This is a genomic window from Nitrobacter vulgaris (genome assembly GCF_031453995.1).
GTDB lineage: Bacteria > Pseudomonadota > Alphaproteobacteria > Rhizobiales > Xanthobacteraceae > Nitrobacter > Nitrobacter vulgaris.
On record NZ_JAVDPZ010000011.1, the window covers coordinates 1 to 26,622 of the forward strand.

Below are 26,622 nucleotides of genomic sequence, written 5' to 3' on the forward strand. Positions count from 1 at the left end.
GTTCAGTGCCCATTCTAAGCCTAACGGTCAAACCAGACCGCAGACTCGCAGATCACAACAACATCCGGAAGGTGGAAACAGAACACCGCTTACGAGTGATTGACATGACATATCAAAGCTCAGTGCAGTCGCAAGTTTCCGGCGGATCCCGCAAAGGTCGGTCCATCTGTCCCCGTGAAGGGGTCGCAGCAGCAAGCTGCCGGATTCGCGTCGCCGCGATCGATTGAAGTGCCGCCAATCTCATCTGGCCATATTGGGCAGCCCTGCCAGACGAAGACGAGAACGAGGTAGTTGGGCCGCAACCCAATTCCCGCGCACTCTGTCTTCAATCATACTGACGGCAGCAGGCCGCGCCGCAATTCGCGGGTGCTCCTGAGGATGGGGAATGAGCAAACACCGCGCCAGAAAGGGCCGCGCTTACGCCGCCGGGGCACGTGACGCGCTGGACAGGCTGCGCGATGAATTGCGCTGGGTGAAACCGTCGCCGTCGATCATGTCGAGCATGGATGTGTTGATCAACCGTACACGCACGAAGTTTCCGATGCCTGAGCCTGATGGAAGGAGAGAGGACAAAACATCGGTCCCATGAATCACTTCGGCGGTTGAAGCTCCGGCGAGTTGATCCGCAACAATCTCGCCTGAGATCAAGTCCCCCGACGCGCGGTCCTGGGAAGCGGCGCGCCGGGGCCGCGCCGGATCGGTATTAAACCGCCAACACGGAAGCCCACCCTAAAACTATCAACGGGCATCACAAGGCAATTCGACGATCATTCGAACCATTCTAGTGCCCGCCGTGCTGTGCGTCCCTGACAATCCAATACGGATCAGGCGGGGGAGGCGCTTCTCTCGTGCGTGACTGGTCCGCGGCGGCCAAGAAGAAGGCCGGCAGAAATGCCGGCCTTTAGAACGGTGATCGCACAATCAGGTGAGGAAGATCGCCATCAACACGACAATGGTAGCTACGGCCGCTGTGGCGGTCGCCCCTACCTTAATGAACGCCTTGTACTGCCGCTCATGAGCCGGATAGTCCATTCCATCCGACGTTGAGTACACAATCTCGCTATGGTCTGACATTTCAAGTCTCCCAAGGCACGTTGAGCTTGCATTGAGAGATTAGCGCAATCTCCACTGTCGTCGATCCTTCGGTGTGTCACGATCATGTGAGGCGTTGGGGTGGAAGGCGGCGTGGCACGGCGCAGTATGCGAGATTGGAACAAACCAGCGATAGAGAATGTTTTGCGCGGGGAGGAGGATCTCCAATGCGCAGAATCTTCTCAGAATTGGATGAACAAGAGAGACAATTTTTGCTGATGGTGACGGATTTCGGCATCGCGGTCTGTGCGGCAAAGCTGATGATCCATTTGATCAGCCTTTTCGTCGCGTGAGGAAGGTGTTCGTCGAAGTCAGCTGTCCTCAGCCGGGACGGCCTAGACAATAGTTCGCTGCGATGGCGGTGTGCGCAGGCGCGTTGTTTGGCGCTATGGTCAACCTGGACAGGCTCTGGAGAACTTCGCAGTGCATCCTTCAACGGGATGCCTTGCGGTGACGTTGGCGCAGGAAACGACCCAGCAGCCGACGTTTTCCCTTGCGCGGAATGAGGTCAATATCGCTGACTAGCTTCGCGCCACCCTTACCTCGCTCCAGAACGATCTTTCGAGTATGAAAGGCTTCGAGTTCGACGCGATGAGCCACGCTGACGACGGTGGCATTAGGGAGCTCCTTATTGAGGAGGTCCATCATCTTGTCCTGGCTCTTTGCATCGAGCGCGGATGTTGCTTCGTCCAGCACGACAATATCGGGATTATGCAAGAACAGCCGGGCGAAGGCGAGCCGTTGCTTTTCGCCCCCCGACAGCGTCTGGTCCCAGGGCGCCTCTTCCTCAAGTCGCTCCTTGAGGTGAGCAAGTCCTACTTTGTCCAGAGCAGTGCCAATTTGTTCGGGAGTCCAGTCTTCCGCAGCCGCGGGGTAGGCGGCTGCGCGACGTAACGTGCCAAACGGCACGTACGGCTTTTGCGGGAGCATGAATAACCGTCGGTCTGGATGGAAACTGACACTGCCGCCACCCCATGGCCAAAGACCAGCGATAGCACGCACCAGCGTGCTTTTGCCGGTCCCGGACTCGCCCGCCACCAGTACGCGCTCGCCGGCCTCGATGATCACTTCCGCTTCTCCCACCACGGCGGTGCCGTTGTCTAGCGTCACGGACAAGTCGTTAAGGCTGAGCATCGCGTCGTTCTCGGTCTCGCCGCGCTGAATGCGGCCGACGCCGTCGCCACGCTCGGCCCGGTCCAGCCCGTCGATCGACATCATCAGCGACGCAATCCGCCGCGCGCAGGCATTCCAGTCAGCCAGACGGGGATAATTGTCGACAAGCCAGCCGAACGCGCTCTGCACGATGGTGAAGGCCGATGCGGCCTGCATCACATGTCCCAACGTCATGCTGCCATCGAGGTATTTCGGCGCGCATAGTAACAGCGGGATGACCGGAGCGATCAGGCTCGATCCCTGCGAGACGATGGTGGTGCGCATGTGCTGACCGCAGAGGAGCGCCCATTGCTTGATGACGCTGGCGAACGTTTTGTCGATTCCGCTGCGCTCTTCCTCCTCGCCACCCAACAGGGCGATGCTTTCACCGTTCTCGCGAACGCGCGTCAACGCGTAGCGATATTCGGCTTCGGCCTGGTTTTTACTCTCCGAAACCGCGACGAAGTGACGTCCGATGTAAACCATCGAACTGCTGGTTACTCCGGCATAGATCACCGCCGCCACCACCAGGAAGCCGGGCACGGTAAATGTCGACCCGCCGACTGTCAGGGTCAGAGCGCCACCGATGGTCCAGAGCACGACAATAAAGGTTGCAGCCGAGAGGAAGGCGGATATCACGCCGGAGGCGAAATCCACTGGCGCGTCGGTGGCGACTCGCAGATCCTCGGCGATACGATATTCCGGGTTTTCGTGATCGCCGCTGACAAGATTGAGTTGATAGTAGCGGCCGTTGGTTAGCCAACGCGACACCACTGAATCGGTCAGCCACGCGCGCCAGCGGCGCTGGATGCCCATGCGTGCGAACACCTGAAAAACACCGAGCGCCACACTGCCGATCGCGAGCGGGAAGAATACCCCCGTTAAATAATAAACCGTGGCGGAGTCGCGCTTCTCGATGGCGTCAAAGATCGCGCGATTCCAGACGTTGATGGCATATTGAAATGCGACGTTTGTAATAATCAAGGCGATCAGGCCGAGAGACAACACCCATGCCAGCTTGCCGCCGTTGACACCCCAAAATCCTTTGGCGCTGATCCAGAATCGCGTGAGCAGATAGTCCCTGCGTGCCTGCTCAATCTCCTCCGGCGAGAGATCCGCGTTTGGTTCCAAGATTTCCGGAGGCGGAGGTTCAACTGCTTGTCCGGTCTCCGCGACAACTTCAAGGATCGGCGGCTTCGGCATTCGCTCACGACCTCGGTTATACGGGTATCATCAATGTTCTGTGGCGTACCGCGCCGGTCGGGATGACGCTCAGATGGGGCTGCTCGCAAGAGGAAGCGCACCTGAAAAGCTGCGGTCGTCGCAGCCCATGTGCGCGGCTATGATCTCTTGTTCAGGATTTAGTTTTTCGATCATTAACTAACCTCCCTTGATCGAGGGAGGTTAGCGTCTGGTCAGAAATAGAAAACACCGCTAGAGCGGGATATGGTGGTACCCGGAACGCTAACCCCCCATCAGCATTCTCCAGATACCATCTCTTTAGCTCGCCTGCCCGGTGGGCTTTTTTTGATGAAACACGTTCCGTCCACCTGCATTGACTCAACCGGAACGGCGATCTCATCGCTCCCATCTCGTCTGGGTCTCTCGGATTTCGATTGGTTAGCCTGACCAACAGTCGGCGACACGCATGCGAAGTTTACATGCCGTGGCTTTGAAAGACTTTCTGGCATTTCTGGCTAAGTTTCGCCCGATGCTGCTGAAGGCACTGTTGAACGGCCATGTCATCGCCTAGCAACTGTCGGCAAAAGCGTGAGGCGTCTCGGGAGCATGCTTTTTGCTCCTGCGGCGTGCCCATATGTTGCGCGCCCTGAGCAAAACAATATGTGCTTGTAAGCATGAGCGAGACAATCAAAAGCATCCTTCGCATTGTGGGGTCCTCTTTCTCGGCCGTTTGCCCGGCGCCATCCCACAACTCGCGAGCGAAGAGCAGGTTCCACCCGAACTGGTCGGTCGCTGCTTCGTCTACACCCGAACGCGGCCCCGCATCCGCGTATACCGCAACGCCATTCCAGCTCCAAAGATAGTCTTCTCGTAGATGCGCCACCATTGAAAATGGCGGGGACGAAAACATCAAAATCCGCACAAATCAGATCCTGCCTTAAGTAATTAAGAGCGTCGCGCGAGTGGCCAGTCCCTAATGGGCTGGCGCTCGCGTGCTAAAGCGCGGGTCGTGATTCAATCGCACGAACGTGTCTTGCGAGTAAGTCTTTGAATTAAAGATCCGTCCGGTCGGCGTTGTCTGATCTTCTAATCTCGAGAGCGCCTTCCGAATGCTTCGACCGCCTTAGACAACAGGATCTTCACTTCGTTCGGGGCGCGTGTGAAAGGCAAGAAAAATCCCAGCCAGAAGAAAGACAAGCTGAATAGCACGCTCAAGTTCACGATATCCGATTGGTCGGCCCTTCCCAACTGGACGTAGGCAAACGCAAAGTAAAAATAAAACAATACGCCGACGCTTAGAATGAGAAACCTTTTGGGTCGTGGCCTGACGAGCCGGCCAACAAGTTGGCCAGCCTGATATCCCACCATAACTCCAACAGGTGCTAAGAGCCGAAATGCAGAGAGCTCTGGAACAAAAAATCCATAGCTCAGAACAAATCCGATAAGGCCAAATACGCCGGTCAGCATGAGGTTCATTGTTTCTTGAGTGCTCTTGTCTCGTAGAGAATAACAAGTTTTCGCGCTGGCTGACCTGCGAACAGGGATCCTCAAATCCGGCGTGCGTGATTTGCACGATCAACTCGAGGAGTGGCCCGCAATTTCTACCGCGCGGCAGCCTACCATAAGGCTGGGGCCAGTAAACAGCGGTGAGCGGAGTCATTGTTCGTCGTCACAAGCGCGGCTTGTCCCGTAGTCCCTTGAGCGTTTGGAACCATAAGGCCCGCCGCACATTGACAGGCGCCAATGCACGCGGCCCCAGCGTTCATGGCACGCAGACATAGCCCAGTCTCCTGGAAAAGCGAAAGGAGAGAGAGCCATGACTCATCGGCGCCGTTACAAACAGACCAAGCCTTTTCAGGACCGTCTCTTTGATTTCCTTGCGGAATCGCGACAAAGAGCCGACGAAGCCCCAGACGGCATAGAGCGAGAAAAGATAATCAAGAAAATCGAGAGTGCCAAAACGGCAGCAAGAATCGATGCATGGGCGAACTCGCCAAAAATGCAGCGGCCGAAGTAAAGGCCATCAGACGCGTCGCCGGAGCTGTGATGCGTGACGAGATGCAAAATATCTTCAGAGGCGGTTGACGCCGTGCAGTCCGCTTCAGACCGAACGTTGGAAATCGGACAAAATGCGCAATGCACTCCAAAGGAATCGAAGACGCGAAACAACGACCAGCACGTATCCGAACACAGTGGATTGTCCGGTTTGCGCTCGGAACACGCGCTAGCTACTAATTCGAGCATTCTCCCGGCTAAACCGGATTTCCACTTAGTTAGCCGGGAAAAGTCTTATCCACTTCGCCGGAAAGGGATTCTAATATCCCTGCCAGCGCGGCGGTTCTTTCGTGTCAGGCCAGGACTGCGCCTTCGCATACCAGTTATCGACTTGCTTTTTCGCGAAGTCGTCTTGGTACCCGTAGCGCTCCTTCAGTTTCTTTTCGAGTTGCTCGCGATGGCCGGAGATTTCCCAGAGGTCGTCGAAAGTGAATTTACCCCACTGATCTCTGACCTTGTACTTGACCTGATCCCAGTTTTGTTCAATCCGGTCCCAGTCCATAGTTCCCTCCTTCGCGCGATTGCCGCGAAAGGGGAAAACTAAAAAACTCGAACTTCGTTCCGCCGCTGCGAAGGACGAATGGTCGCACATGGACCGCGGCATGCCGGTTTATCCAAGGAATCCAAGAACAGAGTAGAATAGGCTGTGCCGCCAATGCCTTGATGGCAATGCGCCGGCGCAAATTCCCGATACCCCCGCTGCTGTTGACTTGTCCGGGACCGACTCGAACGGCAATCTGTAGCTGTCTGGTTGAATTCGCGGTTTCACGTTCTGCGCGTTGAAAGCGCCAGGATGTCGTCTGTGGTCAATCAGGCTGCATATTTAGGAGGCGTTCGCATGGGACAGAAAGCTGGAAGCGGAACATACAGAACGTCTTTCCCGGATCCTGACTCGACCGAATTCACGCACGACGTTGAAGAATACAGTGCGCCTGATTTTCCGGAACGGTTGAGGGATCCTATGCGGGTTGACCTGGCATTGCTGGCGCGGATTGACGCTGCTCAAAAAGCTCATGGGCGGCTCGGCCAGCTCTCCGTCTGGTCGCGTTGGTACGCCTGTCAGGTCGAGGAATTGCGCGGCCGGTGGACGGAACTGTTCGACTTCTACAAAATTACAGCGCGCGCGCCGGAGGACGCCTGGATGCAACTAGCGACTTCCCTGGCGCGAGATTTCGTTCCCGGCCTGCTGGTGGACAATGTTTTTCCGACTCAGGATATGCTCGTGGAACAGGCGCGACTGTTTTCCCTGATCACAGAAGTATCGGAAGCCGTGCTCGCCCGGCGCGGTGAGGCGGAAGGCCAGGACGGATCGGAACGAATGGTCCTCGAGCAGGATTTTTTCAACGAGGAGCCGTGGAATGACGACCTGTTTGGCAAGAAACCGGACAGCATCGATACACTCATGGCAAGGTTCTCGCGAGAAAAGGAACGTTTCGCCAGATTGCTCATCGAGCAGTATTGGTCGAAGAGGGCGGTTATGTCCTTCTTTGCCGACTCTGGTCTTGAGGTGCCCGAATTCGTCGCGGATCTGCCCGCCTGACGCAATGCCCCCGCGATCCAGCGGGAGGGTCAAAAGGGAGGCTGCACACGCCGGGAACGGGTTAGACAAAACGCGTGCCAATGCGTTGGTGCCGCAGCCTGAAACCGGCAAAATAGGCTACGTCCATCATCCCCGTCGCGGCCGGTTGTCACCCGGCGTGTGCCATTGAGAGAAATGGTACGACTCTTCCGCTGGCTTTTCCATCGCTATGATGCACGCCCCACGAAACGTTGATAGGTGGAACCCGCAACGCTGGAATCGATGACAACGTTCAACAGCCTTGTCGGGCGGGATTCGAATACGCTCTCAAGCGCGCGGTTTGAAATCTGCGCGCCACCGGTGGCTCCGGCTTTTAGCTGATGTCCCGGGATGCCGCGACGGTTGGGACGGGCAGGCTTTCAAGCAGCGCTCGCAGCGTGGTCAACGTTGATTGGTCGGCGACACCGTCGACCTTTTCAGGCCGGAAGTGGCGCTGAAAAGCTGTGACCACTTCCATGGTCGGGTTATCGAATTTGCCGCTCGCCTTGATGCCGTAACCGTACCGCGCCAGCGATTGCTGTAGCGCGCGGACGTTCTCACCTTCGCTGCCGGTCTTCAGTACGTCGCCGGCCACGATTGGCGCCGGCCGGACCCAATGTCCGACGCCCGAATCGGCCAGCGAATGCCATGGAAATTTTTCGCCAGGATCCTTCTTGCGCGCAGGTGCGACGTCCGAATGGCCGACAATGCGATGAGCCAGGATATCCCTTCGATGAATGATGCCGCGACATAGCGCAATGACAGCGGCGATTTGTCGTAGCGGGAAAGCCGGATAGCCCCAGTCGTGGCCGCGGTTGACGATCTCGATACCGATCGAGCAGGAGTTGATGTCCTCTTCGCCCGCCCATGAGGAGACACCGGCGTGCCAGGCCCGCTTCGCTTCCTGAACGCATTGCACAACGCGACCGTCCTCGAGCACGACGTAGTGTGCGGACACCTCGGTTCCAGACGTGCATAGCCGCGCCAGCGCGCCTTCAACGTCGGGCATCCCGGTATAGTGCAGCACGATCATATCCGGCGGCCGCCCTTTGGCGCGGTCGCCAAAGTTTAAGGATGGCACCGTGTCGGAGACGAGGGATGAGTCAGGGACGAAGGTCGGCATTCCAACGATGGCCTTGGGGATCGGAAGAGGGCGTCGGCGTTTTAAGTCAAGACTGACGGACGCAAACATGCAACGATCCAAAACAGGCATTAGAAATCGCGGAAAACGGGAGCGCGTGCCCGACTTGTCAGCGAATCACTAGGATCATTATCCGGAGGCGTCATGCGGCATGCAATCGAATGCGTGACTCCTTTTCGCTTTTTCCTGTTAACGGCTTTGGCTTTTCCGTTAGCTGTGTGGGTGCTGCACCACCCAGGGCCACAGGGAAGGGATAGCTCGATTGCCGTGTAGGCTATCAACGCTTTCTTAACGCTAAACGCCGTTACTAAGTGGTGAAGAGCCGAACCGGCATCGGGACGGCCGAGGTCCCATTTGCGTTCGAAATCCCCATGGCAACCCTTCAAATTCCATGCGGAAGCCCGGGTTTGTCAGCTCATCTCCTTGTGGAGAAGCGATTGGGGGCCGGTCCGAGCGGTTTTACGGTGGTGAGCTGGCTCCAGGACCGGAAAAGGCGGAATTCCGGACGGTCGGAGTCGGATGGGCACACACGCGGCGAGAACGAGACATTTGCGGACGGAGGCCCGATCATGACGGCGCCGCCCATCCGTCATGTGCCTGTGCTCGGCCGCGAGGCTGTTGCCATGCTGGCGCCGCGCGCCGGCGGCATCTACATTGATGCAACGTTCGGCGCCGGAGGCTATTCACGCGCCATTCTAGCAGCTGCGGATACCCGCGTGATCGGAATCGATCGCGATCGTACCGCCATTGCTGGCGGCTTCGGTCTGGTGGAGGAGTCTGGCGGCAGGCTGACGCTGGTCGAGGACCGCTTCTCCAATCTCGCCGCGGTCTGCGCGGCGCAGGGCACAGCCGCTGTCGACGGCATCGTCATGGACGTCGGCGTATCCTCGATGCAGCTCGACGAGGCCAATCGGGGCTTCTCCTTTCGTCTCGACGGTCCGCTCGACATGCGCATGAGTGGGCAAGGGCCAACTGCCGCCGACGTGGTGGCGCGCGCGTCCGAGACCGATCTCGCCAATATCATCTACATCTTCGGCGAGGAACGTCGCTCGCGCGCCGTCGCCCGCGCCATCGTCACGGCCCGGCGGCTCGCGCCAATCGCGACCACACGGGCGCTGGCCGATATCGTGTCGAAGGTGGTTCGCGCAAAGCCTCATGAGATTCATCCCGCGACGCGGACGTTCCAGGCTCTGCGGATTTTCGTCAACGAGGAGCTCGACGAACTGATCGCGGCGCTAGCCGCGGCGGAACGCGTACTAAAGCCGGGTGGCCGGCTTGCTGTGGTGTCCTTTCATTCCCTTGAGGACCGTATCGTCAAGAACTTCCTGGTCAGGCGCGGCAAGACGGGTGGCGGTTCGCGCCATCGGCCGGAAATCGAACGGGCGTCACTCAGCTTTGCCATTCTAACGAAACGTCCGCTGACGCCGGGTGAAGAAGAAATGCACGCCAATCCGCGCGCTCGCTCGGCCAGGCTGCGCGCTGCCGAACGCACCGATGCGGCGGCAATCGATGACGGCGCCGAGCGTCCGGCCTGGCCATCGCTTGCAAACGTGATGCGGGGAGGCTGATAGGTGCGGATCATCCATTTCCTCGTCGTCTGCGCGCTTATCTATGCGGCATCGTATGTCTATCGCATCAAGATGGATTCGACCGCCCGTACTGAGCGTGTGTCGCGGCTTCAGGCTCAGGTGCGCGAGCAGCGCGAGGCCATCGCGGTCCTGCGCGCGGAATGGGCAAAGCTCGATGCGCCACGGCGTCTGCAAATTTTGGCCGAACGACATCTGAAATTGAAGCCGATTGAAACCAGACAGTTCGATTCTCTGAAGAACCTGCCGGAGCGACCGCCGAGCCTGGTGCCGCCCGGCACGTCCGATCCGATCGGTGCCATGATCGAGATCATCGATCCCGACGCCGTCACCGGTTCTCTGCCGTTGCAGGAGGCTCCGCAGTGAGTGGTCAAAACAGGCTTCCGTCGGCGTCTTGGAGTCAGCGCGTGATCCGTAACCTGCTCTATGGGCAGAACGTCGATCGCGCCGCCAAGGCGCGGGTGCGCGTCGGCTTCGTCATCATCTTATTCGGGCTGATCTATGCGGTAATCGCAACGCGTCTCGTCATGTTTGCAACATTTCCGGACGACCGGGGAGGGCATCGTGCCGCCTCGCAGGACGCGATCGCCACAGCGCGACCCGATATCATCGATCGTAACGGCCAGGCTCTTGCCACCGATATCAAGGCGCCGAGCTTGTTTGGCGAACCGCGACGCATCATCGACAGGGACGAGGCGGTCGAGTTGCTGACGGCGACGCTGCCAGATCTGGAGACCGCCGAGGTTCGACAGCGTCTTGGCACCCGTAAGGGTTTTGTCTGGTTGAAACGCGAAATCACCCCTGCCCAGCAAAAGGACATTCATGGTCTCGGAATTCCTGGGATAGGCTTCCTGCGCGAGAACAAACGCGTCTATCCAAGCGGGCGGGAGGTTGCGCACCTGATCGGGCTCGTCAACATCGATAACCAGGGCATTGCCGGGATGGAGAAGTGGCTCGACAGCAACGGGCTCGCGGACCTGCACCGCGCCGGCTTCGCCACCGACCGCCTGCAGCAGCCGGTGGAATTGTCGATCGACCTGCGTGTCGAGCACGCGCTGCGCGACGAGCTTATGAATGCCAAGGAGCACTATCAAGCCAAGGCCGCCTCAGGGATCGTCTCCAACGTGCGGACCGGTGAGATCGTCGCGATGGTCTCTTTGCCGGACTTCGATCCCAACAATCCGAAAGAGGCGCATGATCCCGATCGTATCAACCGTCTGACAACGGGCGTGTACGAAATGGGATCGACCTTCAAGGCGTTCACGCTGGCGATGGCGCTCGATTCCGGCAAGTACGATCTGAATTCGATGTGGGACGCGCGTGCGCCGTTGCATTTCGGCCGCTTCGCGATTCATGATGACCATCGGCTCGGCCGCTTCATCAATATGAAGGAAGTGTTCACCTACTCATCCAACATCGGCGCGGCGCGGATCGCACTGGCGCAAGGCGTCGAGGCGCACAAGGCGTTCCTGCGCAAGATGGGCCAGATGGATCGCCTGCGTACCGAGTTGCCGGAAAGCGCGTCACCGATTCTGCCGCGCAAGTGGGGCGAGTTGAACACCGTCACCATCGCTTTCGGGCACGGCATGGCGGTGGCTCCGTTGCAGGCGGTGATGGGGATCGATGCGCTGGTCAATGGCGGCTGGTTGATTCCGCCGACATTCCTCAAGCGCACCGAAGAGGAAGCAAGGGCGGTCGCCAAGCGCGTCATCAAGCAGGAAACCAGCGACAAGATGCGCTTCTTGCTGCGACTGAACGCCGAGATCGGAACCGCAAGGAAGGCCGACGTCAAGGGCTACTATGTCGGCGGCAAGACCGGCACCGCCGAGAAGGTGATCAACGGTCGCTACGCCAAGAAGCGCGTGCTCAATGCCTTCACCGCGATCCTGCCCGCGGACAATCCTCAATACCAGCTTCTTGTGATGCTGGACGAGCCGCAGCCGCTCAAAGAAACCCATGGCTTCATCACCTCGGGATGGAACGCAGTTCCGACCGGGGGCAAGGTCATCGCGCGCATCGCTCCGATCCTGGGCGTGCAACCGCGGTTCGATTTGCCGCCGTCCGAGCGCCTCATTCTTGCGGCATCCCGTGCGACGCAATAGGACGACCGGGCCTTTCCGGCGTCCCGAATTGGAGGTTCGCCTCATATTCAGCGCGCCACGCAGCAAACTTCGGACTTAAAAAGCACACCGGCAACTTGATATTCGCCGGTGGTACTTTGATGATTCTGACGTTTGCCGGAAACTCGCTGAAATGGGATGTTAGAGTTGAACCACCGGGTTGGGAGACCATGAAACTTCGTGAGCTTTTCGGTGACGACGCCACCATGGACGCGCCGACTGGCGAGCTTGCCGTCACGGGTCTCGCGGTGGATAGCCGCGCGGTGAAGCCCGGAGACCTTTTCTTCGCGCTTGCCGGTACGAAGACAGATGGCGCGCGGTTCATCGATGTCGCGATCGCGTCGGGCGCCGTTGCGGTGGTCGGCGACCACGCGCCCGCGTCCGGGCGCGTCCCGTTCATCGCAACGCCAAATCCGCGGCGCGCGCTGGCGCTGGCCGCCGCTAAATTTTACAAGCAGCAGCCCACGACCATTGCCGCCGTTACCGGGACCAGCGGCAAAACCTCGGTCGCGGCATTCACGCGGCAGATCTGGCAGCGGCTCGGCTATTCGTCGGCGAGCATCGGCACCATCGGAGTGGTCGCACCGTCGCGCACGGTCTACGGCTCTGTGACGACGCCCGATCCGATCGAGTTGCATCGGGAGCTGGATCAGCTCGTGAGCGAAGGCGTGACGCATCTTGCGCTGGAAGCGTCCTCGCATGGTCTTGATCAATATCGACTCGATGGCGTGCGGGTGCGTGCTGCAGGTTTCACCAACCTGTCGCGTGATCACATGGATTATCATCCGACCGTCGCGCACTATCTCGATACAAAGCTGCGGCTGTTCCGCGAGCTGGTCGAGCCGGACGGGGTCGCGGTGATTTCCGCGGATCATGACTGTTCGGTTATCGTGATTGAAGCGGCAAGCGCGCGAAACGTGCCGGTGATGCGTGTCGGCCGCCGCGGCGACGGCGCGCGCATCGGCATTCGTCTGGTCGCGGCCACTATCGAGGGCTTTGCGCAACGGGTGACTCTCGAACACGCCGGACGCGAGCGTATCATACGTCTGCCTTTGGTCGGAGAGTTCCAGATCGAGAATGCGCTGGTGTCGGCCGGTCTCGTCATCGGAAGCGGTGGCGACGTGGATGGAGTATTTGCGGCGCTCGAGCATCTCGAAGGCGCCAGGGGACGGCTTGAACTAGTCGGTGAGCGCAATGGCGCTCCGGTCTTTGTTGATTACGCCCACAAACCGGATGCGCTGGCGAAGGCGTTGCAGGCGTTGCGGCCCTATGCCAAGCGCAAGCTCGTGGTGGTGTTCGGAGCGGGCGGTGATCGCGATGCAGGCAAGCGTCCGCTGATGGGCGCAATCGCCGCCGATAACGCGGATGTGGTTATCGTGACCGACGATAATCCGCGCAGCGAAAATCCCGCCGCGATCCGCGCCGCGATCCTCGCCACCGCCACGGGTGCCCGCGAGATCGGCGATAGAGCCGAAGCGATCCGTGCTGCGATTGCGGGGCTGCAGCCGGGCGACGCCTTGCTGATTGCCGGCAAGGGGCACGAGACCGGGCAGATCGTGGGTGATCGCGTGCTGCCGTTCAGCGACCACGAGGCGGCTATCGCGGCACTGACATCGAGGCAGATATGAGCGTGCGCGCATTGTGGACTTTGGACGCGATGGTTACGGCGATGCGGGCCGAGAGACGCGGGGCTTTGCCGGCGGTGATTACCGGAATCTCCATCGACAGCCGAACTATCGCGCCGGGCGAGGCCTATTTCGCGATCAAGGGCGACGTGCACGACGGTCACGCTTTTGTCGATGCCGCCTTGAAGGCGGGTGCGGCGCTGGCGGTGGTTGAGGACGCGCAGCGCGATAAATTCGCCGCCGATGCGCCCCTGCTGATCGTCGAGGACGTGCTTGCCGCCTTGTGCAATCTGGCGCGGGCATCGCGCGCGCGACTTTCAGCGCAGGTGATCGCGGTGACGGGATCTGTCGGCAAGACTTCGACCAAGGAGGCGTTGCGGAGCGTCCTTGGCGCGCAGGGCAAGACACACGCCTCGGTGGCTTCGTTCAACAATCACTGGGGCGTACCGCTGACGCTGGCGCGCTGCCCGGCGGATGTGCGTTTCGCCATCTTCGAGATCGGAATGAATCACGCTGGCGAGATCGAGCCGCTGGTGAAGATGGTGCGGCCGCATGTTGCGGTCATCACCACGGTCGAGCCGGTGCATCTCGAGTTCTTCTCCGGCATAGAGGGGATCGCCGACGCCAAGGCGGAAATTTTCGAAGGCGTCGAGCCGCGCGGAGCCGTCGTGCTCAATCGGGACAACGCTCAGTTCGCGCGGCTGCAAAGACGTGCAAAGAAACTCGGCATCGCGAAGATCGTCTCGTTCGGCTCGGACGAGAAGGCCGACGCGCGCCTGCTCGACGTGGCGCTGCATCCGGCGTGCTCCGCCGTGCACGCCAAAATTCTCGGCCATGAGCTGACCTATAAGCTCGGCATGCCCGGCCGTCACATGGCGATGAATTCGCTGGCGGTGCTGGCGGCGACGTCACTGGCGGGCGCCGATCTTGCGCTTGCGGGGCTTGCGCTGTCGCAAGCGCAGCCGGCCGCGGGGCGCGGCGTGCGCCATGCGCTGACCGTGCTGGGCGGGGAGGCGACCCTGATTGACGAAAGCTATAACGCCAATCCTGCTTCGATGGCTGCGGCGCTGGGCGTGCTTGGCGGGACCAGGGTCGGGACGCAGGGTCGCCGCATCGCCGTGCTGGGCGATATGCTGGAGCTCGGTCCCAAAAGTGCGGACCTGCATCGTGGCCTGACCGAGGCGATCAATGCCAATGCGGTCGACATGATTTTTTGCTGCGGCCCTCTGATGCGCAACCTGTGGGACGCGCTTTCCTCCGGCAAGCGGGGCGGTTATGCAGAGGACTCGGCCGCGCTCGAATCGCAGGTGGCGGCGGCGATCCGCGCCGGCGACGTCATCATGGTCAAGGGCTCGCTCGGATCGCGAATGAAATTGATTATAACGGCGCTTGAAAAGCGGTTTCCCGACAACGCCGCGCACGACGGAGTCGCGGTTTAGGGTTTCATAAAATGTTTTACTGGCTGATCGATCTTTCTAACACGGTTCCGGGGCTCGGCATTTTCAAGCCGCTGCTGAACGTCTTCCGCTACATCACCTTCCGCACCGGCGGCGCGATGGTGACAGGCGCGTTGTTCGTGTTTCTGTTCGGCCCCTGGATCATCGACAATCTTCGCCTGCGTCAGGGTAAGGGACAACCGATCCGCACCGACGGGCCGCAGTCGCACCTCGTCAGCAAGAAGGGCACGCCGACCATGGGCGGCCTGATGATCCTGTCGGGACTTGTCGTGTCGACCGTGCTGTGGGCCAATCCCCTCAATCCGTATGTCTGGATCGTGCTCGCGGTGACGCTCGGTTTCGGCTTCATCGGCTTCTATGACGACTACCTGAAGGTGACGAAGCAGACCCACGCCGGATTCTCCGGGCGCACCCGCCTGCTGCTCGAACTGTTGATCGCGCTGGCCGCGTGCTATGCGCTGACGCGGCTCGGCCGCGAGCCGTTCTCGACGGCGCTGGTGATCCCGTTCTTCAAGGACGTGGCGCTGGACCTCGGCTGGTTCTTTCTCGCCTTTGGTGCCTTCATCATCGTCGGAGCCGGCAACGCGGTGAATCTCACCGACGGCCTCGACGGTCTCGCCATCGTGCCGGTCATGATCGCGGCGGCGAGTTTCGCCATGATCGCCTATCTCGCCGGCAATGCGGTCTTCGCCGACTATCTTCAGATCAACTACATCGCGGGGGCGGGCGAACTGGCAGTGCTGTGCGGGGCGGTGCTCGGGGCCGGCCTCGGCTTCCTTTGGTTCAACGCCCCGCCGGCTTCAATCTTCATGGGTGATACCGGTTCGCTGGCGCTGGGCGGCATGCTCGGCTCGATCGCAGTGGCGGTGAAGCATGAAATCGTACTGGCCGTGATTGGCGGACTGTTCGTGCTGGAAGCGGTGTCGGTGATCGTGCAGGTCACGTCGTTCAAGCTCACCGGCAAGCGCATTTTCAAAATGGCGCCGATCCACCACCACTTCGAACAGCTCGGCTGGACTGAGCCGCAGATCGTGATCCGGTTCTGGATCATCTCGGTGATGCTGGCGCTTGCCGGCCTTTCGACGCTGAAGCTGCGGTGACTCGTCGTCATGGCCGGGCTTGTCCCGGCCATCCACGTCTTAAGCGAATCGTTCCAGTTCGGATTGTTTATTATGATTTTTCGAATCTTCCAGGCGCGAGGCCGGTGCTTGATGCTTCGGTCCGTGCTGCTTGGTCCAATCATCAAAGACGTGGATGGCCGGGACAAGCCCGGCCATGACGGCCACAACCTCGCCGGTTTATCCACATGATCCCCGTCACTTCCTTTGCCGGCAAGACGGTCGCGGTGTTTGGCCTCGGCGGCTCGGGTCTTGCAAGCTGCCACGCGCTAAAGGCCGGCGGCGCTGAAGTGATTGCGAGCGACGACAACGTCGACAATCTTGCGAAGGCGGCGCAGGCTGGTTTCATCACCGCGGATCTGCGAAACGTATTGTGGACGAATTTCGCCGCGCTGGTACTTGCGCCCGGCGTGCCGTTGACCCATCCGGCGCCGCACTGGAGCGTGCTTGCGGCGCGACAGGCGGGTGTCGAGGTGATCGGCGACATCGAACTGTTCTGCCGCGAGCGGAAGCGTCATGCCCCCGACGCGCCCTTCGTCGCCATCACCGGCACCAACGGCAAATCCACCACCACAGCGCTGGTCGCGCATCTGATGCGCGAGGCCGGGCACGATGTGCAGATGGGCGGCAACATCGGCACCGCAATCCTGTCGCTGGAGCCTCCGCGCAGAGGACGCGTTCATGTGATCGAGATGTCGTCGTACCAGATCGACCTCGCCCCCTCGCTCGATCCGACCGTCGGCATTCTGCTCAATGTCAGTCCCGATCATCTCGATCGTCACGGCAGCATCGAACACTATGCGGAGGTGAAGGAGCGACTCATCGCCGGTGTGCAGCCGCAGGGCACAGCGGTCGTCGGTGTTGACGATCGCTGGTGTGGAGCAGTCGCCGACCGTCAGGAGCAGGCCGGCCGCAACGTCGTGCGGGTGTCGGTGAAGCGGCCGCTGGCGTACGGTATCAGCGTCGAACAAGATAGGATCGTTCTCGCGTCTGGTGGTGCGCGCAGCGAAATTGCTGACATTGGTGGAATCGGGTCGCTGCGCGGGAGACACAACGCGCAGAATGCAGCGTGCGCTTCGGCGGCGGCGCTGGCGCTCGGGGTTAGCCGGGAGATTCTGCAGCAGGATTTACGCAGTTTCCCCGGTCTCGCGCATCGCATGGAGCAGGTGGGGTACAAGGCTCACGTGCTGTTCGTCAACGACTCCAAGGGCACCAACGCCGACGCCACCGAGAAGGCGTTGTCGTCCTTCACCAATATCTTCTGGATCGCCGGGGGCAAACCGAAGAGCGGCGGCATCGCCTCGCTCGACGCGTTCTTTCCGCGCATCCGGAAAGCCTATCTGATCGGAGAAGCGGCACAGGAGTTCGCCGCGACGCTGGAAGGCAAGGCGGCTTACGAGATCAGCACGACGCTGGAGGCCGCAGTACCTGCTGCGGCGCGTGATGCCGAAGCCTCCGGCCTTGCGGACGCCGTGGTGCTGTTGTCGCCGGCCTGTGCTTCATTCGATCAGTTCCGCAATTTCGAAATTCGTGGTGATCGTTTCCGCGAGCTGGTTCGGGCGTTACCGGGCGTCACACCCGTCGTGTAGCTCGTCCACCGCAAATATGGCCTCTTGCCGGGACCTGATCCGGACATCCATCGAACTTCGTGAATTTGCAAAGAGGATGGGTTGCCCCTTTGCGCGAAGACGTGCTTTGCGCTTTTGGCGAGCGATGACGAAGATATAGCAACAGCCTTAACTCTCCGGTAACCACGATGAGGGACCAATGGGTTATCTCCGCCCGCAGGACCCGCCATGATTTCACGCGAACAACGCACACCGCTCTCGGAATGGTGGTGGACCGTGGATCGGTTGCTGCTGGCGGGTATGGTGCTTCTGATGCTCACCGGTGTGGTGCTGTCGCTGGCGGCGAGCCCGTCGGTGGCGACCCGGATCGGCCTTGATCCATTTCACTTCTTTCATCGTCATGTGCTGTTTCTGCTGCCGTCGATCGTCGTGATGGTCGGCGTGTCGTTTCTGTCTCCGCGTCAGATCCGCCGCTCGGCGCTGATCGTGTTCGCGCTTAGCGTGGTGTTGATCGTCGCCACGCTCGGATTCGGTCCGGAGGTCAAGGGCGCGAAACGCTGGATCACGATCCTCGGTGTCAACATCCAGGCTTCGGAATCCGCGAAGCCCGCTTTCGTCGTGCTGGCGGCCTGGCTGTTTTCGGAATCCGCGCGCAAGCCCGAGATGCCGGCGACTTCGATGGCGCTGACACTGCTGCTGGGACTCGTCACACTGCTGGTGATGGAGCCGGACTTCGGCCAGACCATGCTGATCCTGATGGTATGGGGCGCGCTGTTCTTCATCGCAGGCATGCGCATCGTCTGGGTATTCGGTCTCGCAGGCGCGGCGATCGCCGGCTTGTTCGCCGCCTACATGATGGTGCCGCACGTCGCGCTCCGCATCCGGCGCTTCATGGATCCGGCCTCCGGCGATACCTTCCAGGTCGACACAGCGATGGACGCTTTCGCCCACGGTGGATGGTTCGGGCTCGGCCCCGGCGAGGGTATCGCCAAGCGGAGTCTTCCGGACAGTCACACCGATTTCGTGTTCGCGGTCGGCGCCGAGGAATTCGGCATCATCATGTGCCTCGGACTGCTGGCGCTGTTCACCTTCATCGTCATGCGCACACTGTCGCGCGCTTATGCATCGGAGGATCTGTTCTCGCGTTTTGCCGCGTCCGGGCTCGCGATCATGTTCGGCGTGCAGGCCGCCATCAATATGGCGGTCAACCTGCATCTGATTCCGGCCAAAGGCATGACGCTGCCGTTCATTTCCTATGGCGGCTCGTCGATGATCTCGCTCGCCTACGGCGTCGGCTTGATGCTGGCGCTGACACGCGAACGGCCGCGCACGGAAATGGAATCAATAAACGCCACTGCCGCCGCGAGTTATGCGTGACCTGGTCCTGCTGAAGCAACTTCGTCATTGCTTCGCTACGCTCGCAATGACGTTCGGAACGCAAATCTCATGACCACCACGCCTCTCATCCTGCTCGCCGCTGGCGGAACCGGGGGACACCTGTTTCCCGCCGAGGCGCTAGGCGTCGAGCTGATGAAGCGCGGCTTGCGCGTGCGGCTGGTGACGGATGCGCGTGCGCTGCGTTATAGTGGGCTGTTCTCGAAAGACATGACCGACGTGGTCCCGAGCGAGACGGTGCGCGGCCGCTCGCCGCTGGCGCTGGCGCGCACCGGCCTGATGCTCGCGATCGGGACTGTCGTCGCGCTCAACCTGATGCGTCGCCTGAAACCGGCCGCCGTTATCGGATTTGGCGGCTATCCGACCTTGCCGCCGCTGATCGCGGCGCAACTCAAGGGCATTCCGACGCTGATCCATGATTCCAACGCGGTCATGGGCCGCGCTAACAGCTTTCTGTCCAAGCGCGTCAGCGCCATCGCCACCTCGTTGCCGGGCGTGCTCGACAAGGAGCCGTCGCTGATCGGCAAGACCACGACGACCGGAACGCCGATGCGGCCTGCGATTCTCGCTGCCGCCATGGTGCCGTTCGCCGCACCAGGCTCGAACGATCCTTTGCGCGTTCTTGTGGTTGGCGGTAGCCAGGGTGCGCGCGTCATGAGCGACATCGTGCCGGATACAATTGAGAGACTCGAACCGGCGCTACGGCAGCGATTGATATTGACCCAGCAGGTGCGCGACGAAGATGTGGCGCGGGTGCGCCTGGTCTATGACCGGCTGAAGATCGAAGCGGAGCTTGCGCCGTTCTTTGCCGACCTCCCGGCGCGGCTGGCGTCGAGTCATATCGTCGTATCACGCTCGGGGGCGGGTACGGTGGCTGAACTCGGTGCGATTGGGCGCCCCTCCATTCTTGTACCGCTGCCCGGCGCGATCGATCAGGACCAGTTCGCCAATGCCGGTGTGCTCGCTGATGCCGGGGGCGCGATTCGCATCGTGCAGTCCGACTTCACTCCAGACCGGCTCGCGGCGGAATTGTCCGCGCTCGCGGAGGAACCGTCGCGACTCGCGGCCATGGCGGCGGCGGCGCGCAAGGTAGGCCGCCTCGACGCAGCCGAACGGCTGGCGGATCTGGTGATGAAGGTGGCGCGACTTGATTCGCCGGCGTGACGGCTTGACATTTACCATCATGCCCGGACTTGTTCCGTCCACCCGCGTTTTGCATGAATCGGTTCGAAAGCAAGACGTGGATACCCGTGATAAAGCCATGTGCCGGCGAGCGCCGGGTAAGCGGGCATCAGGACTTTTGCGAGAAGACGACCCATGAGATTGCCGCGCGAAATCGGCCCTATCCACTTCATCGGCATCGGCGGCATCGGCATGAGTGGCATCGCCGAGGTACTGTGCAACCTTGGCTACACGGTGCAGGGTTCGGACGCTTCCGAAGGCGCTAATGTGGTGCGTCTCCGTGAGAAAGGCGTCAAGGTCACGGTCGGCCATAAGGCCGAGAACGTAAACGGCGCTGACGTGCTGGTCGTTTCGACCGCGATCAAGCGCGACAATCCCGAGCTGATGGCGGCGCGCGCGCAGCGCATTCCAGTCGTGCGCCGCGCCGAGATGCTCGCGGAACTCATGCGGCTGAAAAGCTGCGTCGCCATCGCCGGCACTCACGGCAAGACGACGACGACATCAATGGTTGCGGCGCTGCTCGACGCAGGCGATTTCGATCCCACAGTCATCAACGGCGGCATCATCAACGCCTACGGCACCAACGCGCGGCTGGGGGCCGGCGAGTGGATGGTGGTGGAGGCCGACGAGAGCGACGGTACCTTTTTGAAACTGCCGACCGACGTTGCTGTCGTCACCAACGTCGATCCCGAGCATCTTGATCACTTCAAGACCTTCGATGCCGTCCAGGATGCATTCCGCTCGTTCGTGGAGAACGTGCCGTTCTACGGCTTTGCGGTGATGTGCATCGATCATCCGGTCGTGCAGAGCATGGTCGGCAAAATCGAGGACCGCCGCATCATTACCTACGGCGAAAATCCGCAGGCAGACGCGCGGCTGATCGATCTCGCACCGAACGGCGGCGGCTCGCATTTCAAGGTGGTGTTCCGCAATCGCAAGACCGATGCCGCCCACGAGATTTCCGATCTGGTGCTGCCGATGCCGGGCCGTCACAACGCGCTCAACGCCACAGCGGCAATCGCGGTGGCGCACGAACTCGGCATTCCCGACGCGACAATCCGCAGCGCCATCGCAGGGTTCGGCGGCGTCAAGCGTCGCTTTACCAAGACCGGCGAGTGGAACGGCGTCACCATCATCGACGACTACGGTCATCATCCGGTCGAGATCGCAGCGGTGCTGAAGGCGGCGCGCGAGTCTACCGGCGGCAGGGTCATCGCCGTGGTGCAGCCGCATCGCTATACGCGGTTACAAGCGCTGTTTGAGGAATTCTGCACCTGCTTTAACGACGCCGACACGGTTGTCGTCGCGGACGTCTATCCGGCGGGCGAGGCACCGATCGCGGGCATCGACCGCGATCACTTCGTGCTCGGCCTGCGTGCCCACGGCCACCGCGAGGTGGTACCGCTGCAGGAGTCCGCGGCGCTCGCGGGTGTTATTGCAGGCCTCGCGAAGCAGGATGACTATGTCGTGTGCCTCGGCGCCGGCAACATCACGCAATGGGCTTATGCGCTACCCGGTGAACTCAAGGCGCTGGGATGATGCAACAGGCGCGAAGTTTATGTTCGTCATGGCCGGGCTTGTCCCGGCCATCCACGTCTTTTGAGTCATAGCGTCGGGCGGTGGTTTCAATGACCTTCCCCGACATCACGACAAAGCTGAAATCGCAAATGCCGGAGTTGCGCGGGCGGCTGCTGGCGAATGAGTCGCTGGCGCCGCTGACATGGTTTCGCGTCGGCGGTCCGGCGCAGGTGCTGTTTACGCCTGCGGACGAAAACGATCTTGCCTATTTCCTGCTCCATCTGCCGCAAGAGATCCCGGTCTACTGCATCGGCGTCGGCTCCAATATTGTGGTGCGCGACCGCGGCCTGCCGGGCGTGGTGATCCGCCTCTCTCCGCGCGGATTCGGCGACGTTACGACCGATGGCGACATCGTGCGCGCCGGCGCGGCCGCGCTCGACAAGCGCGTCGCGGAAGCTGCGGCTGCGGCGAACATTAGCGGGCTTGAATTCTATTTCGGCATTCCCGGCACCATCGGCGGCGCGCTGCGGATGAACGCGGGCGCCAACGGCAGCGAGACCAAAGATGTTCTCGTCGAGGCCCGCGCGGTCAGCCGTCGTGGCGAAAAGGTGACCTTCGACAATTCCGGCATGGCATTCGAATATCGCAACAGCGGAGTCGATCCCTCCGTTATCTTCACCGGCGCGATATTTCGTGGCCGTATCGCCGAGCCGGAAACGATCCGCGCGCGCATGAACGACGTGCAGGCTCACCGCGAGACGGTGCAGCCGATCCGCGAAAAGACCGGTGGTTCGACGTTCAAGAATCCGCCGGGCCAGAGTGCCTGGAAATTGATCGATGCCGCCGGGATGCGTGGCCATCGCGTCGGCGGCGCGCAGGTATCGGACATGCACTGCAATTTTCTTATCAACACTGGAGAGGCCACGGCGCGCGACATCGAAACCTTGGGCGAATCCGTCCGCGAACGGGTAAAACAGCATTCCGGTATCGAACTGCAGTGGGAAATCAAGCGGATCGGGGTTGGAGCATGACCCCCGACAAAGGAAGCCTGGCTTTCGGATAAGATCATGCTCGATCATAAAGATAAGGCGAGCGGCTGATTCAACGCAGTTGATCAGACTCTCGAGAAGGTCGATGCGCATCACCATTTTGTTCGGCGGCAGCAACAAAGAGCGTCTCGTTTCGGTCGCGAGCGCGCAGGCGCTGCATCACGCTTTGCCGGAGGCCGATCTTTGGTTCTGGAACCATCGCGACGAAGTCATCGACGTGCGACCCGACGCGCTGAGAAATCATGCGCGGCCGTTCGAGGACGAGTTCGTCCCTGCCGGCGCCGGCACGCCGCTTGAACGGGCGCTGGATAGGGCGAAGGCCGAGGGCCGCCTTCTGGTGCTCGGCCTTCACGGAGGTCGCGCCGAAAATGGCGAACTGCAGGCGATGTGCGAACTCCGCCGCATTCCGTTTACGGGGTCAGGCTCGGCCGCCTCTCATCTTGCGTTCGACAAGGTTGCGGCCAAGCGGTTCGTGGCCCTGGCCGGTGTTAATACGCCGGCGCATGTCTTGCTTGAGAACATCGACCGTGCGTTCGTCGAACACGGCCGGCTGGTTGCTAAACCCGCATGTGACGGATCGAGCTATGGCCTGATCTTCATCAATGCGCCGCAGGACCTCGTCACCGTTCGCGACGCAGCGAAGACAGAAGACTATGTGATCGAACCGTTCGTGTCCGGCATTGAGGCGACTTGCGGCGTGCTGGAGCATTCCGACGGTTCGGTCGTCGCGCTTCCACCGGTCGAGATCGTGCCGGCCGAGGGCGCGTTCGACTATGCCGCGAAATATCTGGCGAAGACGACGCAAGAGATCTGTCCGGGGCGTTTTTCGCCGGAGATAGCCACGCAGATTATGGATCATTCGCTGCGGGCGCATCTGGCGTTGTCCTGTCGCGGCTATTCCCGCACCGACTTCATCGTGACAGGCAAGGGGCCGGTCTATCTTGAGACCAATACCCTGCCGGGCATGACCGCGGCGTCGCTTTATCCGAAGGCGCTTCATGCACACGGGGTCGGGTTTGCGGATTTCCTCCGTGATCAAATCGTGCTTGCCGAAAAGACAGTACGTCCGATTTGAGGAGCCTGGCGCAGCGCGCTGAGGGAACCGCGAAGGGTGCACGGCAATCCGACGGGCTGATCCCGAAAAGCCGCAAGGCATTCTTTTATCGCGCCAAAATGCGGCCTGTCCGCACCGCATTTACCTTTTGTTTACCAGGACGTCCCAAGGTTAACACTGGTGGCGCATGTGGCGTTTGGCTGCCGGGGCGCGAGCTGTCGCGGAATTTTCCGCTTCCGACCGCATCGAGGGAATAGCGGACCTGCCGGAGGTCGGCGCCCCGCCCGGTATCGCTAAAACGTTGGGCGCGCTCCAAAATTCATGTTTCTGCGTTCAGCACCGCGGTTCAGGCGGGGCGGGGCGAAACGGTGACGAGCTCGCGCAATGAATGGTGGAGGACACCTCGATCGGTCGTTGAGATTGCCGAGGTTCAAGTCTGGCCTGTTGAAGGAGGTCGGCCTGCTCGGGTTGGCCGCCAGCGGTGCCGCCATCTTGCTGCGCGAACAGATCGACAAGCTGAAGCGCACACGGGCGGAACGTCTGGATGCGCGTGCCAGGAATCCCAACCGCGCGATTGCCTTTATCGAGCGCCACGTTCCGCGCCGGCTTGGCGCGGTCATGACCGTTGTCGTCGTCGGTGGCAGCGCTGCATTCGGCGTGGTCGCGGGCGGCCATGTCGATGAAGCGATCGCGGCCTTGGACGACACGCGCAATGCACTCGCCAACGCCGCGGGCTTCGGGATCACATCCGTTACCGTCAATGGCCGCACGCAATTGACGCAGGATGAGGTGTTGGCCGCAGGCGGCGTCAACGGCCGTTCATCCCTCCTGTTCCTCGATGCCGCCAGCGTGCGTGACAGCCTAAAGGCCAATCCGTGGATCGCGGATGCGACCGTATTAAAGCTTTATCCGGGCGCGCTTCAGATCGACATCACCGAGCGTCTTCCCTTTGCGCTTTGGCAGGAGAACGGCAAGCTCGCGGTGATCGCCGCCGACGGAATGGTGCTCACGCCATACGTCGCGCAGCGCTTCGCGTCGTTGCCGCTCGTGGTCGGCAAGGGGGCGGAAACCCGCGCCAAGGATTTTCTTGCGCTGGTTGCGAACTATCCGGTTGTGAATAGCCAACTCAAGGCCGCGATCTTCGTCGGCGAGCGGCGCTGGAATCTGCGTCTCAAGGACGGACTCGACATCCGGCTTCCGGAGAATGACGTCGGTCTCGCGCTCGCTTCGCTCGTAAAATATGACAGAGAAAACAAGTTGCTGTCGCGCGACATCACCGCAATCGACCTGCGGCTGCCCGATCGCCTGACCGTGCGGCTTTCGGAAGAGGCCGCGAAGGCGCGCGAAGAACAGACCAAGAAGTCCAGCAAAAAGGCCGGCAGCGCATGACGGTCCTCGATCGCGACCAGGCCCCGAAAACCCGGCCGATGCAGCGTAATCGCAGCGCGCTGGTGGCGTCGCTGGACATCGGCACCAGCAAGATCGCCTGCATGATCGCAAGGCTGCGGCCGAGCGCACCGAACGATGCGTTGCGCGGACGAACCCACGCAGTGGAGCTGATCGGCTACAGCCAGATTCAGTCGCGCGGCATGAAGGCCGGCGCGGTGACCGATCTCGCCCAATGCGAGCAGGCGGTTCGCCAAGCCGTTTCACTGGCCGAGCAAATGGCAAAGGTCCGGGTCGAATCCGTGTTGCTGTCGGTCTCGGCCGGACGGCTGCAAGGACAGTTGATTGAAGCGGCCTCCCACATTCAGGGTGGCGCGGTTACGCCGTCCGATGTCAGCCGGGTGACTTCGACCGGAATGCATCACGCCACGGCCCCGGGACGCACCGTGCTTCATGCGCTGCCGGTCGGCTATTCGCTCGACGGCGTAAAGGGTATCCGCGATCCTCGCGGCATGGTGGCACGCCGATTTGGCGTCGATATGAACGTCGTGACCTCGGAGGCGACCGTCGCGAAAAACCTGATGCTGGCGGTGGAGCGCTGCCATCTTACCGTCGAAGCCATGGCTGCCAGCCCTTATGTTGCCGGCTTGTCGGTATTGACCGACGACGAGGTCGATCTCGGCGCCGCGGTCGTGGAGATGGGCGCGGGAACCACCACTATCGCGATCTATTCGGCTGGGCGCTTTATTCATGCCAGCGGTTTTGCCATCGGCGGACATCACGTCACGATGGATCTCGCGCGCGGATTGGGTGCGTGCATTGCGGATGCCGAGCGAATCAAGACGTTATATGGCACGGTGCTAACGGGCGGCTCGGATGTCCGCGAACTGATGACGGTTCCGGCAGCCGGAGACAGTGACAGTGATGCGCCGCAGGTCGTGTCGCGTGCGACCATCGCCAACATCGTTCGTCAGCGTGTTGAGGAGATTTTTGAGATGGTCAGGGACCGGCTCGCGGATTCCCCATTTGCCGCCGAGCCGCGTGCGCGGGTTGTGTTGAGCGGCGGTGCGTCTCAGCTTACTGGCATTCCCGAACTCGCCCGACGCGTCCTCGGTCGCCCGGTTCGCATCGGCCGTCCGCTCGGCTTCGGCCGCCTGCCCAATGAGGCCAAAGGCGCTTCGTTCGCCGTTCCGACCGGGCTGCTGGTGTATCCGCAATACGCGCATCTGGAACATGTTGAACCGCGGCGCACGCGGCAGGTCCGGACAGGGACAGACGGCTATTTCGGAAAGGTCGGACGATGGCTCCGGGAGGGCTTCTGATGAATTTTCCGCCAATTTGCAGATTTCCATCAATTCCCGCGGTCGACGACCGCCGGCATAGC

General features: G+C 61.0%; 24 protein-coding genes. 18 read left to right on the top strand and 6 right to left on the bottom strand.

What is annotated here, in order from left to right; translation table 11 throughout:
• Window positions 1-385 precede the first annotated feature (385 nt).
• A complete protein-coding gene (locus tag GGQ85_RS08815; protein ID WP_158081506.1) occupies window positions 386-589 on the top strand; it encodes a hypothetical protein in 204 nt (67 codons plus the stop codon).
• A 332-nt stretch (window positions 590-921) separates the two neighbouring features.
• Here the strand turns inward: GGQ85_RS08815 and GGQ85_RS08820 are convergent, their stop codons facing one another.
• Entirely contained in the window at window positions 922-1,074 is a 153-nt protein-coding gene (locus tag GGQ85_RS08820) for an aa3-type cytochrome c oxidase subunit IV (RefSeq protein WP_079446094.1), read from the bottom strand.
• 185 nt (window positions 1,075-1,259) lie between these two features.
• Here GGQ85_RS08820 and GGQ85_RS08825 point away from each other — a divergent pair, with 185 nt between their 5' ends.
• Window positions 1,260-1,385, top strand: a complete 126-nt coding sequence (locus GGQ85_RS08825) for a hypothetical protein (protein WP_274533947.1) — start codon at window positions 1,260-1,262, stop codon at window positions 1,383-1,385.
• 139 nt (window positions 1,386-1,524) lie between these two features.
• Here GGQ85_RS08825 and GGQ85_RS08830 read toward each other — a convergent pair whose 3' ends face one another.
• The 3 genes from GGQ85_RS08830 to GGQ85_RS08840 form a co-directional block, all read right to left on the bottom strand.
• A complete protein-coding gene (locus GGQ85_RS08830) occupies window positions 1,525-3,447 on the bottom strand; it encodes an ABC transporter ATP-binding protein/permease (RefSeq protein WP_309774174.1) in 1,923 nt (640 codons plus the stop codon).
• A gap of 454 nt (window positions 3,448-3,901) precedes the next feature.
• On the bottom strand, window positions 3,902-4,123 hold the full coding sequence (locus GGQ85_RS08835) for a hypothetical protein (protein ID WP_374708866.1): 222 nt from the start codon (window positions 4,121-4,123) through the stop codon (window positions 3,902-3,904).
• A gap of 389 nt (window positions 4,124-4,512) precedes the next feature.
• Entirely contained in the window at window positions 4,513-4,902 is a 390-nt protein-coding gene (locus GGQ85_RS08840) for a hypothetical protein (RefSeq protein WP_309774175.1), read from the bottom strand.
• A 340-nt stretch (window positions 4,903-5,242) separates the two neighbouring features.
• Here GGQ85_RS08840 and GGQ85_RS08845 point away from each other — a divergent pair, with 340 nt between their 5' ends.
• On the top strand, window positions 5,243-5,443 hold the full coding sequence (locus tag GGQ85_RS08845) for a hypothetical protein (RefSeq protein ID WP_079446097.1): 201 nt from the start codon (window positions 5,243-5,245) through the stop codon (window positions 5,441-5,443).
• Between the two features lie 297 nt (window positions 5,444-5,740).
• Here the strand turns inward: GGQ85_RS08845 and GGQ85_RS08850 are convergent, their stop codons facing one another.
• Complete coding sequence (locus GGQ85_RS08850) at window positions 5,741-5,983, bottom strand: CsbD family protein (protein ID WP_079446179.1); 243 nt, start codon at window positions 5,981-5,983, stop codon at window positions 5,741-5,743.
• Between the two features lie 336 nt (window positions 5,984-6,319).
• Between GGQ85_RS08850 and GGQ85_RS08855 the strand changes: the two genes are divergently transcribed.
• The gene (locus GGQ85_RS08855) at window positions 6,320-7,021 is read left to right on the top strand and encodes a hypothetical protein (RefSeq protein ID WP_309774176.1); all 702 of its coding nucleotides are present in this window, start codon (window positions 6,320-6,322) and stop codon (window positions 7,019-7,021) included.
• A gap of 352 nt (window positions 7,022-7,373) precedes the next feature.
• Here GGQ85_RS08855 and GGQ85_RS08860 read toward each other — a convergent pair whose 3' ends face one another.
• Window positions 7,374-8,231 carry an N-acetylmuramoyl-L-alanine amidase gene (locus GGQ85_RS08860; protein ID WP_079446099.1) on the bottom strand — a complete coding sequence of 286 codons (858 nt, stop codon included), beginning with the start codon at window positions 8,229-8,231 and terminating at the stop codon, window positions 7,374-7,376.
• Between the two features lie 518 nt (window positions 8,232-8,749).
• On the opposite strand from GGQ85_RS08860, the gene rsmH reads away from it, so the two are divergent.
• The 14 genes from rsmH (at window position 8,750) to ftsA (ending at window position 26,560) form a co-directional block, all read left to right on the top strand.
• Window positions 8,750-9,748 carry a 16S rRNA (cytosine(1402)-N(4))-methyltransferase RsmH gene (gene rsmH / locus GGQ85_RS08865; protein WP_309774177.1) on the top strand — a complete coding sequence of 333 codons (999 nt, stop codon included), beginning with the start codon at window positions 8,750-8,752 and terminating at the stop codon, window positions 9,746-9,748.
• Window positions 9,749-9,751: 3 nt separating this feature from the next.
• Entirely contained in the window at window positions 9,752-10,132 is a 381-nt protein-coding gene (gene ftsL / locus GGQ85_RS08870; protein ID WP_079446100.1) for a cell division protein FtsL, read from the top strand.
• Entirely contained in the window at window positions 10,129-11,868 is a 1,740-nt protein-coding gene (locus GGQ85_RS08875) for a peptidoglycan D,D-transpeptidase FtsI family protein (protein WP_079446101.1), read from the top strand. Before ftsL ends, GGQ85_RS08875 begins: the two co-directional genes overlap by 4 nt.
• Before the next feature lie 188 nt (window positions 11,869-12,056).
• A complete protein-coding gene (locus GGQ85_RS08880) occupies window positions 12,057-13,514 on the top strand; it encodes a UDP-N-acetylmuramoyl-L-alanyl-D-glutamate--2,6-diaminopimelate ligase (protein WP_309774178.1) in 1,458 nt (485 codons plus the stop codon).
• Window positions 13,511-14,950 carry a UDP-N-acetylmuramoylalanyl-D-glutamyl-2,6-diaminopimelate--D-alanyl-D-alanine ligase gene (locus GGQ85_RS08885; RefSeq protein ID WP_309774179.1) on the top strand — a complete coding sequence of 480 codons (1,440 nt, stop codon included), beginning with the start codon at window positions 13,511-13,513 and terminating at the stop codon, window positions 14,948-14,950. Before GGQ85_RS08880 ends, GGQ85_RS08885 begins: the two co-directional genes overlap by 4 nt.
• 11 nt (window positions 14,951-14,961) lie before the next feature.
• Window positions 14,962-16,068, top strand: coding sequence for a phospho-N-acetylmuramoyl-pentapeptide-transferase (mraY, locus tag GGQ85_RS08890; protein ID WP_079446103.1), 1,107 nt, complete (start codon window positions 14,962-14,964; stop codon window positions 16,066-16,068).
• Window positions 16,069-16,274: 206 nt separating this feature from the next.
• The gene (gene murD, locus GGQ85_RS08895; protein WP_309774180.1) at window positions 16,275-17,675 is read left to right on the top strand and encodes a UDP-N-acetylmuramoyl-L-alanine--D-glutamate ligase; all 1,401 of its coding nucleotides are present in this window, start codon (window positions 16,275-16,277) and stop codon (window positions 17,673-17,675) included.
• A gap of 207 nt (window positions 17,676-17,882) precedes the next feature.
• Window positions 17,883-19,031: a putative lipid II flippase FtsW gene (gene ftsW, locus GGQ85_RS08900; protein WP_309774181.1), complete on the top strand. Its 1,149-nt coding sequence runs from the start codon at window positions 17,883-17,885 to the stop codon at window positions 19,029-19,031.
• A gap of 69 nt (window positions 19,032-19,100) precedes the next feature.
• Window positions 19,101-20,213 carry an undecaprenyldiphospho-muramoylpentapeptide beta-N-acetylglucosaminyltransferase gene (gene murG / locus GGQ85_RS08905; protein WP_079446107.1) on the top strand — a complete coding sequence of 371 codons (1,113 nt, stop codon included), beginning with the start codon at window positions 19,101-19,103 and terminating at the stop codon, window positions 20,211-20,213.
• A 153-nt stretch (window positions 20,214-20,366) separates the two neighbouring features.
• Window positions 20,367-21,770: a UDP-N-acetylmuramate--L-alanine ligase gene (gene murC, locus GGQ85_RS08910; protein ID WP_079446108.1), complete on the top strand. Its 1,404-nt coding sequence runs from the start codon at window positions 20,367-20,369 to the stop codon at window positions 21,768-21,770.
• An 89-nt stretch (window positions 21,771-21,859) separates the two neighbouring features.
• Window positions 21,860-22,780, top strand: coding sequence for a UDP-N-acetylmuramate dehydrogenase (murB, locus tag GGQ85_RS08915; RefSeq protein ID WP_309774183.1), 921 nt, complete (start codon window positions 21,860-21,862; stop codon window positions 22,778-22,780).
• 103 nt (window positions 22,781-22,883) lie between these two features.
• Window positions 22,884-23,873 carry a D-alanine--D-alanine ligase family protein gene (locus GGQ85_RS08920; RefSeq protein WP_309774184.1) on the top strand — a complete coding sequence of 330 codons (990 nt, stop codon included), beginning with the start codon at window positions 22,884-22,886 and terminating at the stop codon, window positions 23,871-23,873.
• Between the two features lie 363 nt (window positions 23,874-24,236).
• Window positions 24,237-25,241, top strand: coding sequence for a cell division protein FtsQ/DivIB (locus GGQ85_RS08930; RefSeq protein WP_309774185.1), 1,005 nt, complete (start codon window positions 24,237-24,239; stop codon window positions 25,239-25,241).
• Window positions 25,238-26,560, top strand: a complete 1,323-nt coding sequence (gene ftsA / locus GGQ85_RS08935; protein ID WP_079446112.1) for a cell division protein FtsA — start codon at window positions 25,238-25,240, stop codon at window positions 26,558-26,560. Before GGQ85_RS08930 ends, ftsA begins: the two co-directional genes overlap by 4 nt.
• Window positions 26,561-26,622: the final 62 nt, after the last annotated feature.